A 14,857-nucleotide genomic window follows, 5' to 3' on the forward strand; every position below is an offset into this window, starting at 1 on the left:
CGGACCGGGCGGGCGCGAGAGGCCTCGTCGTCGCCCGCGCGCGCTCACCCGCCGTCGGCCAGCAGCTGCTCGCGCACGCGCGCGCGCAGCACCTTGCCGATGAGCGAGCGCGGCAGATCGTCGAGCGCGACGACGCGGCGCGGCACCTTGTATGCGGCGAGATGGGAGCGGCAGTGGTCGCGCACGGCGTCGGCATCCAGCGTCGCCCCTTCCCGCAGCACGACGGCGGCGACGACCTCCTCGCCGCCGCGCGCGTTCGGCAGGCCCACGGCGGCGGCGGCCACGATGTCGGGGTGGGTCTCCAGTGCGACCTCCACCTCGGTGGGCGAGACGTTGAAGCCGCCCGTGATGATGAGCTCCTTCAGCCGGTCGACGATCGTGACGAAGCCGTCGTCGGAGACGGTCGCGATGTCGCCGCTGCGCAGCCACCCGTCCGCGAGCAGCGTGGCGGCGGTCTCGGCGGGTCTGCGCCAGTAGCCGCGGAACACCTGCGGTCCGCGGATGAGCAGCTCGCCGGGTTCGCCGAGCGGCCTCACGACGGTCGGGTCGGCGGGGTCGACGACGCGGATCTCGGTGCTCGGGAACGGCACTCCCACCGTGCCCGGGCGCCGCGTGGGTCCCATCGGGTTCCCGATCGCGATCGGCGAGGACTCCGTCATGCCGTAGCCCTCGACGATGAGCCCTCCCGTGACCTCCTCCCACCGCCGCACCGTCTCGGCGGGCAGGCTCATCGCCCCCGAGATCGCGAACCGCACCGTCGAGAGGTCGACGAGGCCGCGCGATGCGGCGTCGGCCAGACGGTCGTAGATCGGCGGCACCGCGGGCAGGAAGGTCGGCGGGCTCGTGCGGGCGGCGCTCGCGACGAGGTCGACGTCGAACGTCGGGAACAGCACGAGCTTGGCGCCCAGGCTCATCGCGGAGGTCAGACACAGCGTCATGCCGTACGCGTGGAACAGTGGCAGCACGCCGTAGAACGTCTCGGCTCCCGGCACGAGTCCGGGCACCCACGCCACCCCCTGCGCGGCGTTCGCGCGCAGGGACGCGTGGGTGAGGATCGCGCCCTTCGGCGTGCCGGTCGTGCCGCTCGTGTACTGCAGCAGGGCGATGTCATCGACGGCAGGACCGGGCACGCGGCGCGGCAGGCGGCGGTGATCGATCAGCTTCTTCCAGGCGAGGGGATGCTTCGCCCGCGGCTTCGCGGTGAGCTTGGTGCGCGACTCCCGGGCTCGCGAGACCGGCAGGCGCAGCGCAAGGCGGGTGCGCAGGGGCATCGCCTCGGTCATGTCGACGCTCACGATGTGGTCGACCTTCAGGTCGGAGGGGAAGTCGGCGATCGTGTCGACGGTCTTGTCCCAGACGATGGCCACGCGCGCGCCGTGGTCCTCGAACTGGTGGCGCAGCTCCCGCGCGGTGTAGAGGGGGTTGTGCTCGATGACGATGGCGCCCAGGCGCAGCGCCGCGTAGAACGCGACGACGTGCTGCGGGCAGTTGGGGAGCACGAGCGCGACCCGGTCGCCGTGGGTCACCCCGAGCCGCCGGAGCCCTTCGGCAGCGCGCTCGATCTGATCGCCGAGCTCTCGATAGGTCGTGACGGCGCCGAAGAACTCCAGCGCGGGCCGCCGTCCGTATTCCGCGACGCTCGCCTGCATCATCTGCGACAGCGACTGCGCCGGGGGTGCGATCTCGTGGGGCACGTCGTCGGCGTACGCTGCCAGCCAGGGTCGTGCCGTGTACGGGTCGTTCGCCATGCCCACCATCCTGCCCCGCCGCGCGCCGTCGCGGGGCTCGTCGCTCGGCGCCGCCGGTGTCAGCGGAAGGGGAGCGCGTCGTCGAGCGCGGCCAGGTACGCGTCGGCGTCGAACCCGTCGACGAGCGCCAGCTGCACGACGAAGCCGGGGATGAGGCCCATGAGCACGGGTGCGGTCGCCGCCGCCCACGCATCCGGATCGACGCGGAGCTGATCGGCGTTCCCGCGCGCCCACTGGCGCAGCACGGCGATGATCGTGCCGCGCACGCGTCCCAGCACCACCTGCATCATCGCCCGGAGGTCGGGGTCGACGGTCGCCTCTCCCCACACCTGCACGAGTACCTCGATCGGGGCCTGCTCGCGCACGCCGGAGGCGAGGATCCGCACGATCGCCGCCGGTGTCAGGCCGGCGGTGTGCGCGGCCGTCTCAAGCACCGTCTGCCGATCGTCGAGGATCGCCTCGGCGACAGCCTTCAGCAGCTCCTCCTTGCTGTCGAAGTAGCCGTAGATCGCGCCGGCGGAGAGGCCCGATTCGGCGATGATGTCGGCCATCGACGTGCGCTGATAGCCGACTCGGCGGAAGCACCGCAGCGCGGCATCCAGGATCTGCGCTCGCCGCTGCTGGCGACGCGCCTCGCTGATCTTCGGCATCTGTGCTCCTCGGTTGACAACCCTACCCGTGAGGTTCACTATAAAGAACGACTATTCGTTTTTTTAAAGAGGAATCATCATGTCCACACCTCACGAAGACGCCGTGACCCCCTGGTGGCGGCTGCCGCTGATCGCCGTCGGCATCTCGATCGTCGTCGGCGTCGTGCTGCTCGCCTTCTCGTGGCCCGCGGTCAACGCCGAGCCCAAGGACCTGCCCGTCGGCGTCGTCGGCACCGCGGAGCAGATCGAGCAGGTCGCCGACGCCCTCGACGAGCAGGCCGACGGCGCGGTCGCGCTGACCGAGTTCGATGACCGGGATGCCGCGGTGACCGGCATCGAGCAGCGGGACGTGTACGGCGCCATCGTGCTGCCGGCCGAGCAGGGCGAGACGCCCGAGGTGCTGACCGCGACCGCGGGGAGCGCAGCGGTCGCGCAGCTTCTGGGCGGCGTCGCGCAGAGTCAGCAGGAGCAGATCGACGCGCAGATCCACGCGGCCGTCGAGGAGAACCTCGCGCAGCTGCAGGAGAGGGTCGCCGCGCAGATCCAGGCGGTGATCCAGGCCGTTCAGAGCGGTCAGGCGCCGCAGGTGCCGGGAGACGCGGCGGAGCCGATCACGATCCCGACCGTCACCGTGGAGGTGACCGACGTCGTGCCGCTCTCCGAGGACGACCCGAACGGCGCGGGGCTGGCCGCCTCGATGTTCCCCATGGTGATCGGCGGCATGATCGGCGGGATCGCCATGACCCTGCTGGTCAAGCCGGGCGGCGCGCGCCGCGTCGTCGGCGTGATCATCTACGCCCCGGTCGCGGGGCTGGTGCTGGCGGGCATCCTGCAGGGCCTCTACGGGGCGCTGCAGGGGGATTACTGGATCAACGCGGCCGCGATCACCCTTGCGATCGCCGCGATCTCGAGCACGATCACGGGTCTGGCGGGGCTCATCGGGCCCGCCGGTGTCGGGCTCGGTGCGGCGTTCATGATGCTCGTGGCCAACCCGCTGTCGGCGGCGACGACGCCGGTGGAGTTCCTCCCCGCGCCGGGGGGGGAGTTCGGGCAGTTCCTGCCGCCCGGCGCCGCGGCGACGCTCCTGCGCAGTCTCTCCTACTTCCCTGCGGCCGACGTCGCGTTCTCGTGGCTGGTGCTGGCGACGTGGGCGGTCGCGGGCCTCGCCCTGACGCTGGTCGATCTGCCGCGCCGCCGGCTGGCGGCGGGGGAGACGGCCGCGGATCATCCGCTGACCGTCTGAGGGCGGATGCCGCAAGCCCGCGACTCTCGGTCGCGGGCTGTTCGCGTACGGGAGAAGAAAAACCTCCGCGTGGAAGTTTTCTGCTACTCTGGCCGCGGGCGCCTTTCGCGTCCGCGGTCCACTTCACGGAAGAAGGTCAACGTGGCCCTGCCAGCAGCTTCGGTTCAGCTCTATACGCTCGCGGAGCAGTTCTCCGCGGATATGGGAGGGTCGCTCGACAAGCTCGCGGCGATCGGCCTGAAGAATGTGGAGGCGTTCGACTTCGTGCGTCGTCCCGACGAGATCCGTGCCGCGCTCGATGCCGCGGGGCTGGCGTCGCCGACGGGCCACGCGCCGCTGCTGTCGGATGAGCTGTGGACGCCGGACGGCTCGATCCCCACGCCCGCCCCGGAGGTCGTCTTCGAGGCGGCCGCGAAGGTCGGGATGACGACGGTGATCGATCCGTTCGTCGCGCCCGAGCGCTGGTTCACCCTGGAGGGTGTGACCGACATCGCCGATCGCCTCAACGCCCTGGTCGAGACGGCGGCCGGGTTCGGTCTGCAGGTCGGGTACCACAACCACGCGCAGGAGTTCGTGGCCGATTTCGACGGCCAGTCCGCGTTCGAGCGGTTCGTGACCCTCACCGATGAGCGGGTCCAGGTCGAGCTCGACCTGTTCTGGGCGCTCACCGGCGGTCAGGACGTTCCGGCCCTGGTCGAGCGCCTCGGCGACCGTCTGGTCGCCGTGCACGTGAAGGACGGTGTGGCACCGGTGCCCAACCCGTTCGGTCCGGACGCGGGCGAGTTCGGCTCCGCGAGCCTGGACCAGCGTCACGCCGGCACCGGCGAGGTTCCGCTGGCGGAGTCGCTGCGGGCGGCATCCGGTCTGCAGTACGCGGTCATCGAGTACGACAACCCGCCCGGGGACGTGTTCGCCGATGTCGCGGCCAGCTACGCGTTCCTCATCGAGGGCGGGTTCGCCCGATGAGCGCGGTCGGAATCGGCGTCATCGGCGTCGGGGTCATCAGCGACACCTACCTCGAGAACCTCGGACGCTTCCCCGACACCGAGGTGGTCATCCTCGGCGACCTCGACGTGGAGCGCGCCCGCGCGCAGGCCGAGAAGCACGGGGTCGCCGGGTTCGGCACCGCCGAGGACGTGCTCGCCCACCCGGGCGTCGACCTCGTGATCAATCTCACGATCCCGGCCGCGCACATCGCGGTCTCCCGCGCGGCGATCGCCGCCGGCAAGCACGTGTGGACCGAGAAGCCGATCGGGCTGGACCGCGAGGGTGCCGTCGAGCTGGTGACGGAGGCGAAGGCGGCGGGGCTGCGGATCGGGTCCGCGCCCGACACGCTGCTCGGCCCCGGGTTCCAGGCCGCCCGCCGGGCGATCGAGGAGGGCCGCATCGGCCGCCCGCTGTTCGCGCAGACCGTGTTCCAGACGCAGGGGCCCGACCTGTGGCATCCCAACCCCGGCTTCCTGTTCGCACAGGGCGCCGGCCCGCTCCTGGACATGGGGCCGTACTACTTCTCGGCGCTGGTGAGCCTGTTCGGACCGGTCGACCGGGTCTCGGCGGTGGGCACGAAGGCGCGCGAGGAGCGCCAGATCCACACCGGCCCGAACGCGGGCACCCTGTTCCCCGTCGAGGTGCCCTCGACGATCCAGATCGTGACGGCGTTCGAGTCGGGGCAGCAGGCGCAGAGCCTGCTGAGCTTCGACTCGGCGCTGGAGCGCCACGGCATCGTCGAGATCCACGGCACCGAGGGCTCGATCGTGATCCCCGACCCGAACCAGTTCGCCGGCCGCATCGCGTACGTCAACCCGCTCGGGGTGCTGCGCGACGGGATGTCGTTCGAGCAGCCCTGGATCGAGATCGAGCACGCCGACCTCGCCGTCGGCCGGGGCCTCGGCGCCCTCGACATGGTCCGTGCCATCGCCGAGGACCGCCCGCACGTCGCCTCGGGCGAGCTCGGCCTGCACGTGCTGGACGTGCTGCTGTCGGCGCAGGAGTCCGCTGCCACCGGCGCGACCGTCGAGGTGGCCAGCACCGTCGCCCCCGTGCCGCTGCTGCCCGAAGGCTTCGACCCCTTCGCCGCCACCCTGTAGGGTCCTGGTCGCCTCAGACGCCCCGGTTCCGACGCTCGAATCGTCGGAACCGGGGCGTCTTCGTGCCCGCGGCTTACTGGGTGGAACGCGCTTTGCGGCGCGCTTTCGGGCGCGCCTAGATTCGCGATACTCCCGGGGCCGGCGACAGCGGCTCGCCCGAGGGAACCGCACGAACGATCAAAGGAGATCACATGAAATCGCTCATACGCTCCGGCATCGCGCTGGTGGCCGCGGCGGCGCTCGGCGCCGGAATGGTGGTCGGCGGGACGGCGCTGAACACGGAGAAGCCGAACGGCAACGGCAATGGACTGGGCGGGCAGCCCACGACCTCGGACCAGATCTACCTGGACGAGATCAAGGACTACGGCGTCTGCCGCGGCGTGAACCCCGAGTGCTACAACGAATGGGGCCGCGGCTGGGAGGAGGGGGAGCCGAAGCGCATCCTCATCTGGAGCCGCACCGCCGGTCCGCGCCACGCCCACCTCGGCACCACCCTCGGACCGGGCCTGAACCCGCCGCTGAACGCGAACAACGTCGCGCAGTCGTCGATGATCGCGTGGGCCGCCGAGCGCGGCATCACGGCCGACTACACCGAGGACCTCGCGCAGTTCCGCCCGAACAACTACCAGGCCGTCATCTTCCTCGGCTCCAACCGCGACACGCTCGACGACACGGCGCAGACGTCGCTGATGCAGTACGTCCGCGGCGGCGGCGGCTTCGTCGGCATCCACAACGCCTTCGGCGCCGAGTACCACTGGCCGTACTACGAGGGCCTGCTCGGCGGGGCGAACTTCTACAACCACGGGCCGAACCGCGAGGGCACCGTCGAAGTCATCAACGGCGACGACGTCTCTACGTCGTTCATGCCGGACACGTGGGCGTTCAAGGATGAGTGGTACAACCTGGTGCCGTACCCGAGCTACGTCAACGTGCTGCTCGAGGTCGACCAGGCCACGAGCGAGGCGACCGTCCAGGGCCACGGCGAGTCGCACCCGGTGAGCTGGTGCCACTACTACGACGGCGGACGCGCGTGGCTCACCACGCTCGGCCACGATGTCGCAGCCTGGACCGACGCACCGCTGCCCGGCGACGAGTTCTTCCAGCAGCACGTCATGGAGGGCATCGAGAGCGCGATGGGCATCAAGCCGTTCTGCGCGGCGTAAGGGCCGTGCGCGGCATCCATCGGGACTGATCCGAGGGGCGCGGGTTCGTCGTTCGCGACGCACCTGCGCCCCTCGCGGCTGTCCGGGTGGATGCCGCTGCCTGGCCGTTCCACTGGATGGAACCTTTCCGCGCCGTCGCCGTGGCCTGCTTGCCGTGCCGCCCGGCCCGACTGATACTGCCGTCATGCGATCCGCTCTCAGAGACGAGCCGGTATCCGTGCTCGACAGGATCCTCGCCATCCTCGACACCGTCCGCGACGCACACGGCTCCACCACGATCACCCAGCTCGCCCTGGCCACAGACATCCCCAAGTCCACCGTCTCGCGGCTCGTCGCCGATCTCGTCCGCCAGCGCTACCTGCGGCGCACCCCGGGGGGCATCGCGATCGGACTGCGGCTGTTCGAGCTCGGCGCGCGGGCGAGCACCCCGCGGCGGCTCAGCCGCGCCGCGCTGCCCGTGCTCGCCGAGCTCTTCAACGCCACCGGCGAGCACCTGAACGTCGCGGTGCAGGAGGGCTGCGACATGCTGTCGGTCATCTCGGTGCGGGGTCGACTTCGACCCGTGCCTTCGCGTGCCGGCGCACGCGTCCCATCGGCGACGACCGCGCTGGGAAAGGCGGTGCTGGCCTTCACCGAGGACGAATCGGCGATGCGCACGGTGCTGGCCACCCTCGATCCGGGAGCGCGCCACGCACTCGAGAGGGAGCTGGGCGCGATCCGCTCCGACGAGATCGCGATCGACTGCTGTCACACGTTCCCGGGGGTCGTCGCCGTGGCGAGCCCCGTCCTCTCGCCGGACCGGCTTCCGGTGGCGGCCATCTCGGTCGCCGGCCCCGTGAGCGACATGGACCCCGCCAGGGTGGCGCCGCTCGTCCGCCACGCGGCGCTCGCTCTCACCCACCGCCTGGCCGTCCGAGTCGCGTGAGACGCATGACCGCGGACGGCGCGGGCGACGCGCTCGGCGTGCTCGACCGGATGACGTCCATCCTCGAGGCCTTCGGCGACGACGACCGCGGGCTGGGGATCTCGGAGCTCGCGGCGCGGGCGGGGCTCCCGAAGTCGACCGTCTCCCGGCTGGTCTCGACCCTCGTGCGCCAGCACTATCTGGAGCGCGACGGCTCGCGCATCCATCTCGGCCTGCGGCTGTTCGAACTCGGCCAGCTCGCCGCCCATCCGCGCGAGCTGCGCATCGCGGCCCTGCCCGTCATGACCGACCTGCGCAATCGCACGGGCCATCACGTGCACCTCGCCATCCGAGACGGCGACGACGTCGTGTGCATCGCGGCCCTGCGCGGCCGGTGGGCGGAGGGGCCCTTCCCGCGGACCGGCGCCCGGCTGGTGGGCGACACGGCCCACGGCCGGGCATTGCGGGCTGACGGCCCCGTCGTGGACGTCGACGGGGACACGCGCTGCGTGGCGTGCCCGGTGGCGGACGCCGCCGGGGCGGCGGTCGCGTCGATCTCCGTGTCGGGCCCCGCGGCGGAGGTGGACCTCGAGCGCGCGGTGCTCGCGACGCGCGCCGCCGCGCGCGCCCTGAGCGGGCGGTGGGGGGACGGCGGGCTCTGATCCCGTCAGCGTGCGTCGGCTCCGGGACGGGGCAGGTCGCGGCTGCGATCGGTCATCGTCGCCACGATCATGTCGCCGATCAGACGCCGGTGCGATTCCTGCAGGGCGGGGTCGAGCATGTCACGCCCGAAGATCGCCGCGAACGTGTGGCGGTTGGCGACGTGGAAGCACGCGTAGGCGCTGATCACCATGTGCACGTCCAGCGCGTCCACATCGTCCCGGAACTCGCCCTCGCGCACGCCCCGCTCGATGACCTCCTCGAGCAGGGTGATCGCCGTGACGTTCTCGCGGAGGATCGTCTCGGACTGGCGCAGGTGCTCGGCGCGGTGGATGTTCTCGATGCTCACGAGCTGGATGAAGGTCTCGTGCGTCGTGTGGTGGTCGTAGGTGGCCTCCGCCAGGGTGCGAAGAGCCTCCGCCGGCGCGAGGGTGTCGATGCGGATCGCCCGTTCGACGTCGCGGATGCGGGAGTACACGCGCTCGAGCACCGCGAGGTACAGGCCCTCCTTCGATCCGAAGTAGTAGTAGATCATCCGCTTGGTGGTGCGGGTGCGGGCCGCGATCTCGTCGACCCGCGCGCCCGTGTACCCCTTGGCGGCGAACTCGGCGGTCGCGACCTCGAGGATGTCACCCTGGGTGCGGACCGCACGTTCGGTCGGCGGAGCGTCCCGCACCCCCTCCGACGTGTCGCTCACTGCCGGTCCTCTCCCGCACCCGCGTCTTCTTCGGCGCTGATCAGTGCGCGGAAGTGCCGCTCCATCCGCTCGCGATCGGGTGCCGCGCCCGTGATGATCCGCAGACTAGCGCATGCCTGGCCGACGGCCATGCGGCCGCCGTCGAGCACGGGATGCCGGCGCGCGGCCGCGCGCCGGATCAGCTCGGTCTCCAGCGGCCGGTAGACGACGTCCGACACCCACGCGCCCGGGCGGAGGAGCTCGACGTCGAACGCGACGCCGGGGTGGTGCAGCATCCCCAGCGGGGTGGCGTGCACGACCCCGCCGGCGGCGGAGATCGCGTCATCCAGGTCTCCGCCGCGGAGTGCGATGACCTCCCGTCCGGGGAAGTGCGGGCGCATCCGTGCCGCGAGCTCACGCGCCCGGGCGTCGTCGACATCGGCCAGCTCGAGGCGCAGGACGCCGCGCGACAGCAGGGCGTACGCCGTCGCGGCGCCCGCCCCGCCGCACCCGATCTGCACGACACGGTCGAGGCCGGCATCGGGAAGGCCCGCGACGAGACCGTCGTGGAACCCCATCCAGTCGGTGTTGTAGCCGACGAGCCGACCACCGTCGAACACCACGAGGTTCACGGCGCGCAGGTGCGCGGCATCCGGATCCAGCTCGTCGACGAGGTCCAGCACGAGCTGCTTGCACGGGTGGGTGATGTTCATCGCGGCGTAGCCGGCGGCCCGGGCCTCGGCGAGCATCGCACCGAGGTCGGTGGCGGGCCGGCCCAGCTCGATGAGATCGAGCACCCGGTACTCGTAGTCCAGCCCCATCTCCGCGGCCTCGGCTTCGTGCATGGCGGGCGTCAGGGACGCGGTGATGCCTTCGCCGATGAGCCCGACGAGGAACCGGCTCACGAGCGGTCGTCCCGGCTCGCGGCGCGTCGGCGCTCATACTGTGCGGCGAGCCGCACGGGGGCGTTGACCGCTCCGTAGCCGGAGTAGCCGCCACGGCGCTCCACGGCTTCGAGGAAGACCGTTCCGATCGGGTCGGTGTAGAAGTGGAGGAACTCGCCGGTGTCGTCGCGGTCGTACATCACGTTGAGCTCTCTGAGCTGGTCGAGCAGCCCCGGATCCAGCTGGTGGCGCGCCTCGATGTCGTCGTAGTAGTTCGCGGGGATGTCGAGCGGACGGAAGCCGCGGTCGCGGGCCGCGCGGGCCAGGGCGAGCACGTCGGGGGTCGCGAAGGCGATGTGCTGCGGGAGGATCGCCTCGTCGCCCGCGCCGGAGGGGACCAGGTTGAGTGCGATCCGCACCACGCCGTCGCGGCTGCGCAGCACCTGGCTGCGCACGAGTCCGACCGGTGCGGCGACCTCGACGGAGGGCTCGGCGTGCAGGTCGAGCACCGAGCGGAAGAACAGCACGGCGGCGTCGAAGTGCTGCCACGGCTGAGCCAGGTTGATGTGGTCGACGGCGGTGACCAACGGCGGCGGCCCCGGTTCGGGCTCGCCGAACTCCTCGACCCAGCGCGGGGCCGGGGCGCCGGCCTCCCCGAAGAACACCTCCGAACCGTCGGGGGCGCGCACGCCCACGAGGGGCTCGTCATCGGCGTCCTCTTCGCGGGGTACGGCGGGTGCGGACAGCTCGAGTGCGCGTCGCAGCGAGGTCGACGGGTCGCCGACCGACAGGCCGATGCCGGCGACGGTGGGCTGCGCGCGGTCAGTGGCGGGTGCGCCGAGAATGATCCGGGCTGCGCCCTGCGACCAGAGCTCCACCCCTTGGTGCGGTGGGGCCCGTGAGCGACGAACCCGAGCCGGCCGAGCAGGGCGCGCACCGCCGGGAGGTCGTCCGATCGCAGTTCGACGTAGTTCACATCGGCGGGGGGTGCCACCGCCGGGAGGAGATCGGCAGGGAGACCGGCCGGGGGAGCGCTCGGGCCTGCGGCCATCGCCGCCTCGTGCTCGAGCCAGCGCAGCGACCGGCGGGCGTCGATGGCGGTGGCGAGGGGATCGGACTGCCGGAAGGTGTCGTTGAAGATCTCGAGCGAGATGGGTCCGTCGTACCCGGTGCGCAGCAGGTGCGCCATGAAGCCGCCCAGGTCGAAGCCGCCCTCGCCGGGGAACAGGCGATGGTGCCGGCTCCACGAGAGCACGTCGAGCGAGAGCAGCGGCGCGTCGGCCATCTGCACGAAGAAGATCCGGTCGGCGGGGATGGTCTCGATGGCCTCCGGGCTGTGCCCCTTGGAGAGGATGTGGAAGCTGTCCAGGCACAGGCCGATGCGCGGATGGTCGGCGAGGCGCACGATGCGCGCGGCCACCTCGTAATCGTCGACGAAGCGACCCCACGCGAGGGCCTCGTAGGCGACGCGCACCCCGTGCCGCTCGGCGAGGTCGCCGAGCTGCCGCAGCTGCGCGGCGGCCAGCTGCTCATCACCGCTGCGGGCGGTCGCCACGTTGCTGCACAGCAGCATCGTCTCGATCCCGAGCCGGTTCATCAGCGTGAACTTGGCGTCGGCGCGACGGAGGTTCTGCTCCAGGGCAGCCGGCCCGACCCCCTCGAAATCGCGGAACGGCTGGTACAGATCAAGGCTCAGGCCGAGTTCGGCGGCGCGGTCGCGGATCTGCTCCGGCGAGGCCCGCGTGGCCACGAGGTCGGGCTCGAAGATCTCGACGCCGTCGAACCCGGCGTCGCGCGCGGCGACGAGCTTCTCGTCGAGCGTGCCGCTGAGGCACACCGTGGCGATCGACGTGCGCATCACACCCTTCTGCGGTCACCGACGCTGGTGCCCGACCGATCTGTCTACAGCATTGCATGGTTACGTACTAACTAGTACGTTCGGTCTCAAGGCCGATCGATGACGATTCAACCTGTCAGAAGGGGGCGCTCGATGACGAGTCCCGCCGAATGGAACACCGCTCCTGCGCGCGCCGCAGCGCCCGTCTCGGTGCTCGGCCGCCTCATCGCGATCCTCGACGCCGTGAAGGAATCGGGCGGGGTGATCTCGATCACCGATCTGGCCGAGCGCACCGCCCTGCCCAAGTCCACCGTGTCGCGGCTCACGGCAGAGCTGACCGCGCAGCGATACCTCGAGCGCACCGACGGCGGTGTCGTGCTCGGGCTGCGGCTGTTCGAGCTCGGGGCGCGGGCGAGCCTGCCGCGCCGGCTGCTGGCGGCGGCGGCGCCGGTCATCCGCAACCTGCGGGACGCCACCGGAGAGCGCGTGGGGCTGTGGGTGCCGCAGGGCAGCGACATGGTGTCGCTCGCCACCGTCGCCGGGAACATCCCGCTGCTGCCCACGCGCGTGGGCATGCACGCGCCCGTCCTGACCACCGCCAGCGGAAAGGCGTATCTCGCGTTCTGCGCAGACCAGGGCCTCGTCAGCCGCATCAGCGCGCCTCTCGTGGCCGACGCGGCCAGCCACTTCCGCGACGAGCTCAGCGACGTGCGCAAGGCGGTCGTCGCGACCGACATCGAGAACTCCTACCCCGGCATCTCGGCGGTCGCGACCCCCGTGCTCTCGCCCGACCGCCGCGTGCTCGGCGCGATCTCCATCGCCGGACCGAGCGCCTCGCTGGATCCCCGCAGCGTCGCGCCCCTGGTGCGGGCGGCGGGAACCACCGTGACCCGCCGGCTCTCGGCGGCGTAGCGATGCGCATCGCCGACTGGACCGAGGCTGTCAGCGTCCTCGACCGCGTGACGGCCGTGTTCGATGCCTTCGGCGACGACGAGGAGGGGCTCGGGATCTCCGAGTTGGCGCGGCGCGCGAGCATCCCCAAATCGACGGTGTCGCGCATCGCGGCCGAACTCGTCGCGGAGCGCCTGCTCGACCGGGAGGGCGACAAGTTCTACCTCGGCGTGCGCCTGTTCGAGCTCGGTCAGACCGTGGCCCATCCCCGACGCCTCCGGCGACTGTCGCACTCGGTGATGGCGGAGCTGCGCGACGTCACCGGGCAGTCGGTCCAGCTGGCCGTGCTCGAGGGCGCCGACGTCGTCTACCTCGCGATCCTCCGCAGCGAGCCGGCCTTCCGACCGCATGCCGTCGTGGGCGGACGACTGCCGGCCCATGCCACAGCGCTGGGCAAGGCGCTGCTCGCGTACGCGCCGCCCGGCGTCATCGATCGGGTCGTGCAGGGCGGACTGACCCGTCGTACGCCGCACACCCTCACCGATCCCCAGGCGCTGCGCGACGAGCTGCGGCAGATCCGGAGCGCGGGAGTCGCCTCCGAGAAGGAGGAGTGCGTGCTCGGGCGCTCGTGCACCGCGGCGGTCGTCTTCGGCCATGACGGCTCTCCCCTGGCCGCAGTGTCGGTCGCCGGCACCGTCGAGTCGGTGTCCACGGAGCGGCTGGGCCCGGTCGTGCGGGCCGCGGCGGCCGCCCTGACCCGCCGGATCTCCGACCGCGAGGCGTGACCCGCCGGATCTGCGACCGCGAGGCGTGACCCGCCGGAACGAGAGAACGGGGTGGATGCCGGTCGGCACCCACCCCGTCTGCTCGCGTGGCCGGGAGGGGGTCAGTCCGCCGTCTCGCGGATGGCCTGGTAGGCCTCCAGGTTCTCGCCGGTGAAGTAGCCCTCGAAGAACGTCTCGGCCTTGCTGATGAAGGCGTCCATGTCGATGTCCTCCTGCTCGACGACCGTGAACGCGTCATTGGCGCGGTACTCGTCGAGGACCTCCTCGGTCGCCTCGTCGACGCAGTCGCGGTTCTCGGGGCGGATCTCGTGGATGGTCTCCTCGAGCAGCGCGGCCTGCTCCTCGCTCATCTTCTCGTAGGTCGCGTCGCTGACGATGATCCAGTGGATGCCGACCTGGTGGTTGTTCAGGACGGCGGTGTTGAGCACCTCGTCGTAGCTGGCGGCGTTCGTCGCGACGATCGGGTTCTCCTGGCCGGCGGCGATGCCCTGCTGCAGTGCGGAGTAGACCTCTTCGAAGGCGACGGAGACCGGGTTGGTGACGCCGAGCGCCTCCGCGTTGGCGAGGAACTGCGGCGAGTTCGGGAACCGGATCGGCACACCGTCGAGGTCGTCGGGGCTGGTGACCTCGACGTCCTTCGTGGTGAAGGTGCGGTCGCCGAAGAACCATCCGTCGACGACGGAGACGCCGGTCGCCTCGTGGAAGGCTGTGAACAGCTCCTCCGACGACTCGTCGATCCACCGGAAGGCGTGGTCGACGTCGTTGAACGCGTACGCGGCGTCGACGACGCCGATCGGCTCGAAGGTGGAGCTCAGCGCGGACGCACCCTGCAGGTCGATGTCGATGTCACCGGCCTGCACGAGCGGGAACCGGTCGGCGTCGGGGCCGAGCTGGCTCGCGGGGAACAGGTCGACCGTGAAGCCGATGTCGGCATCCTCGAGACGATCCTTGAGCAGTTGGACGCCGCAGTAGTAGTTCGGCGTCTCCTCGTTCTGGCTGGTCGCGACCGTCAGCGTCACGGGTTCATTCGTGGATTCGGAAGCGTCTTCCGTCTCCGTCGGGGTGCCGCCGCCGCCGGCGCAGCCGGTGACGACGAGTGCGGATGCTGCGAGCACCGACGCGGTAATGCGGCCTCGGCGCGTCGATCGGGCTGTGCCCATGTGACTGTCTCCTCTTACTCTGCGCACGTCTTCGTGCAAGCGCGGACGTGTCATTCGGTGGCCGCCCCGCGGCATCCGGTCGTCGTGACGTCGCACGGGGCGAGATCGTCGTCGACCAGGCTGTCGCGGTGCGGCTCGGTGGCAGTTGCGACTCTCTCGGACTCGGGAC

14 protein-coding genes and 1 pseudogene are annotated in these 14,857 nt (G+C 71.2%); 8 read left to right on the top strand and 7 right to left on the bottom strand.

Annotated elements, in window-relative coordinates; genetic code table 11:
- Positions 1-44: 44 nt before the first annotated feature.
- Complete coding sequence (locus tag HQM25_RS02150) at positions 45-1,748, bottom strand: long-chain-fatty-acid--CoA ligase (protein ID WP_172988707.1); 1,704 nt, start codon at positions 1,746-1,748, stop codon at positions 45-47.
- A gap of 59 nt (positions 1,749-1,807) precedes the next feature.
- Positions 1,808-2,398: a TetR/AcrR family transcriptional regulator gene (locus HQM25_RS02155; protein ID WP_172988708.1), complete on the bottom strand. Its 591-nt coding sequence runs from the start codon at positions 2,396-2,398 to the stop codon at positions 1,808-1,810.
- Between the two features lie 79 nt (positions 2,399-2,477).
- On the opposite strand from HQM25_RS02155, the gene HQM25_RS02160 reads away from it, so the two are divergent.
- From HQM25_RS02160 to HQM25_RS02185, 6 genes are all read left to right on the top strand, one after another.
- Positions 2,478-3,641 carry an ABC transporter permease gene (locus HQM25_RS02160; protein ID WP_172988709.1) on the top strand — a complete coding sequence of 388 codons (1,164 nt, stop codon included), beginning with the start codon at positions 2,478-2,480 and terminating at the stop codon, positions 3,639-3,641.
- Positions 3,642-3,782: 141 nt separating this feature from the next.
- Complete coding sequence (locus HQM25_RS02165) at positions 3,783-4,607, top strand: sugar phosphate isomerase/epimerase family protein (protein WP_172988711.1); 825 nt, start codon at positions 3,783-3,785, stop codon at positions 4,605-4,607.
- Positions 4,604-5,728: a Gfo/Idh/MocA family protein gene (locus HQM25_RS02170; protein ID WP_172988712.1), complete on the top strand. Its 1,125-nt coding sequence runs from the start codon at positions 4,604-4,606 to the stop codon at positions 5,726-5,728. The genes HQM25_RS02165 and HQM25_RS02170 overlap by 4 nt, the downstream gene beginning before the upstream one ends.
- 191 nt (positions 5,729-5,919) lie before the next feature.
- Positions 5,920-6,891, top strand: a complete 972-nt coding sequence (locus tag HQM25_RS02175) for a ThuA domain-containing protein (protein ID WP_172988713.1) — start codon at positions 5,920-5,922, stop codon at positions 6,889-6,891.
- Positions 6,892-7,075: 184 nt separating this feature from the next.
- On the top strand, positions 7,076-7,816 hold the full coding sequence (locus HQM25_RS02180; RefSeq protein ID WP_172988714.1) for an IclR family transcriptional regulator: 741 nt from the start codon (positions 7,076-7,078) through the stop codon (positions 7,814-7,816).
- Positions 7,817-7,821: 5 nt separating this feature from the next.
- Positions 7,822-8,457: an IclR family transcriptional regulator gene (locus tag HQM25_RS02185; RefSeq protein WP_172988716.1), complete on the top strand. Its 636-nt coding sequence runs from the start codon at positions 7,822-7,824 to the stop codon at positions 8,455-8,457.
- Between the two features lie 5 nt (positions 8,458-8,462).
- Here HQM25_RS02185 and HQM25_RS02190 read toward each other — a convergent pair whose 3' ends face one another.
- The 4 genes and pseudogenes from HQM25_RS02190 to HQM25_RS18000 form a co-directional block, all read right to left on the bottom strand.
- The gene (locus HQM25_RS02190) at positions 8,463-9,152 is read right to left on the bottom strand and encodes a TetR/AcrR family transcriptional regulator (RefSeq protein WP_172988717.1); all 690 of its coding nucleotides are present in this window, start codon (positions 9,150-9,152) and stop codon (positions 8,463-8,465) included.
- Positions 9,149-10,036 (bottom strand): shikimate dehydrogenase, encoded by an 888-nt coding sequence (locus HQM25_RS02195; RefSeq protein WP_172988718.1) that lies wholly within the window; start codon positions 10,034-10,036, stop codon positions 9,149-9,151. Before HQM25_RS02195 ends, HQM25_RS02190 begins: the two co-directional genes overlap by 4 nt.
- A complete protein-coding gene (locus tag HQM25_RS17995) occupies positions 10,033-10,893 on the bottom strand; it encodes a VOC family protein (RefSeq protein WP_367948288.1) in 861 nt (286 codons plus the stop codon). Before HQM25_RS17995 ends, HQM25_RS02195 begins: the two co-directional genes overlap by 4 nt.
- A 248-nt stretch (positions 10,894-11,141) precedes the next feature.
- Positions 11,142-11,873, bottom strand: a pseudogene (locus HQM25_RS18000) (sugar phosphate isomerase/epimerase family protein); the annotation flags it as partial.
- A 132-nt stretch (positions 11,874-12,005) separates the two neighbouring features.
- On the opposite strand from HQM25_RS18000, the gene HQM25_RS02205 reads away from it, so the two are divergent.
- On the top strand, positions 12,006-12,764 hold the full coding sequence (locus tag HQM25_RS02205; RefSeq protein WP_172988720.1) for an IclR family transcriptional regulator: 759 nt from the start codon (positions 12,006-12,008) through the stop codon (positions 12,762-12,764).
- Between the two features lie 2 nt (positions 12,765-12,766).
- On the top strand, positions 12,767-13,528 hold the full coding sequence (locus HQM25_RS02210; RefSeq protein WP_172988722.1) for an IclR family transcriptional regulator: 762 nt from the start codon (positions 12,767-12,769) through the stop codon (positions 13,526-13,528).
- Between the two features lie 101 nt (positions 13,529-13,629).
- Here the strand turns inward: HQM25_RS02210 and dctP are convergent, their stop codons facing one another.
- Entirely contained in the window at positions 13,630-14,688 is a 1,059-nt protein-coding gene (gene dctP / locus HQM25_RS02215; protein WP_172988724.1) for a TRAP transporter substrate-binding protein DctP, read from the bottom strand.
- Positions 14,689-14,857: the final 169 nt, after the last annotated feature.

The organism is Microbacterium hominis (assembly GCF_013282805.1).
Lineage (GTDB): Bacteria > Actinomycetota > Actinomycetes > Actinomycetales > Microbacteriaceae > Microbacterium > Microbacterium hominis_B.

What these genes read in the sequence shown, in the direction of transcription:
- HQM25_RS02160 (WP_172988709.1), top strand. Translation starts at nt 2,478, where the DNA reads ATGTCCACACCTCACGAAGACGCCGTGACCCCCTGGTGGCGGCTGCCG.
- HQM25_RS02150 (WP_172988707.1), bottom strand. Translation starts at nt 1,748, where the DNA reads ATGGCGAACGACCCGTACACGGCACGACCCTGGCTGGCAGCGTACGCC.
- HQM25_RS02205 (WP_172988720.1), top strand. Translation starts at nt 12,006, where the DNA reads ATGACGAGTCCCGCCGAATGGAACACCGCTCCTGCGCGCGCCGCAGCG.
- HQM25_RS02185 (WP_172988716.1), top strand. Translation starts at nt 7,822, where the DNA reads ATGACCGCGGACGGCGCGGGCGACGCGCTCGGCGTGCTCGACCGGATG.
- HQM25_RS02175 (WP_172988713.1), top strand. Translation starts at nt 5,920, where the DNA reads ATGAAATCGCTCATACGCTCCGGCATCGCGCTGGTGGCCGCGGCGGCG.
- HQM25_RS02155 (WP_172988708.1), bottom strand. Translation starts at nt 2,398, where the DNA reads ATGCCGAAGATCAGCGAGGCGCGTCGCCAGCAGCGGCGAGCGCAGATC.
- HQM25_RS02170 (WP_172988712.1), top strand. Translation starts at nt 4,604, where the DNA reads ATGAGCGCGGTCGGAATCGGCGTCATCGGCGTCGGGGTCATCAGCGAC.
- HQM25_RS02210 (WP_172988722.1), top strand. Translation starts at nt 12,767, where the DNA reads ATGCGCATCGCCGACTGGACCGAGGCTGTCAGCGTCCTCGACCGCGTG.
- dctP (WP_172988724.1), bottom strand. Translation starts at nt 14,688, where the DNA reads ATGGGCACAGCCCGATCGACGCGCCGAGGCCGCATTACCGCGTCGGTG.
- HQM25_RS02180 (WP_172988714.1), top strand. Translation starts at nt 7,076, where the DNA reads ATGCGATCCGCTCTCAGAGACGAGCCGGTATCCGTGCTCGACAGGATC.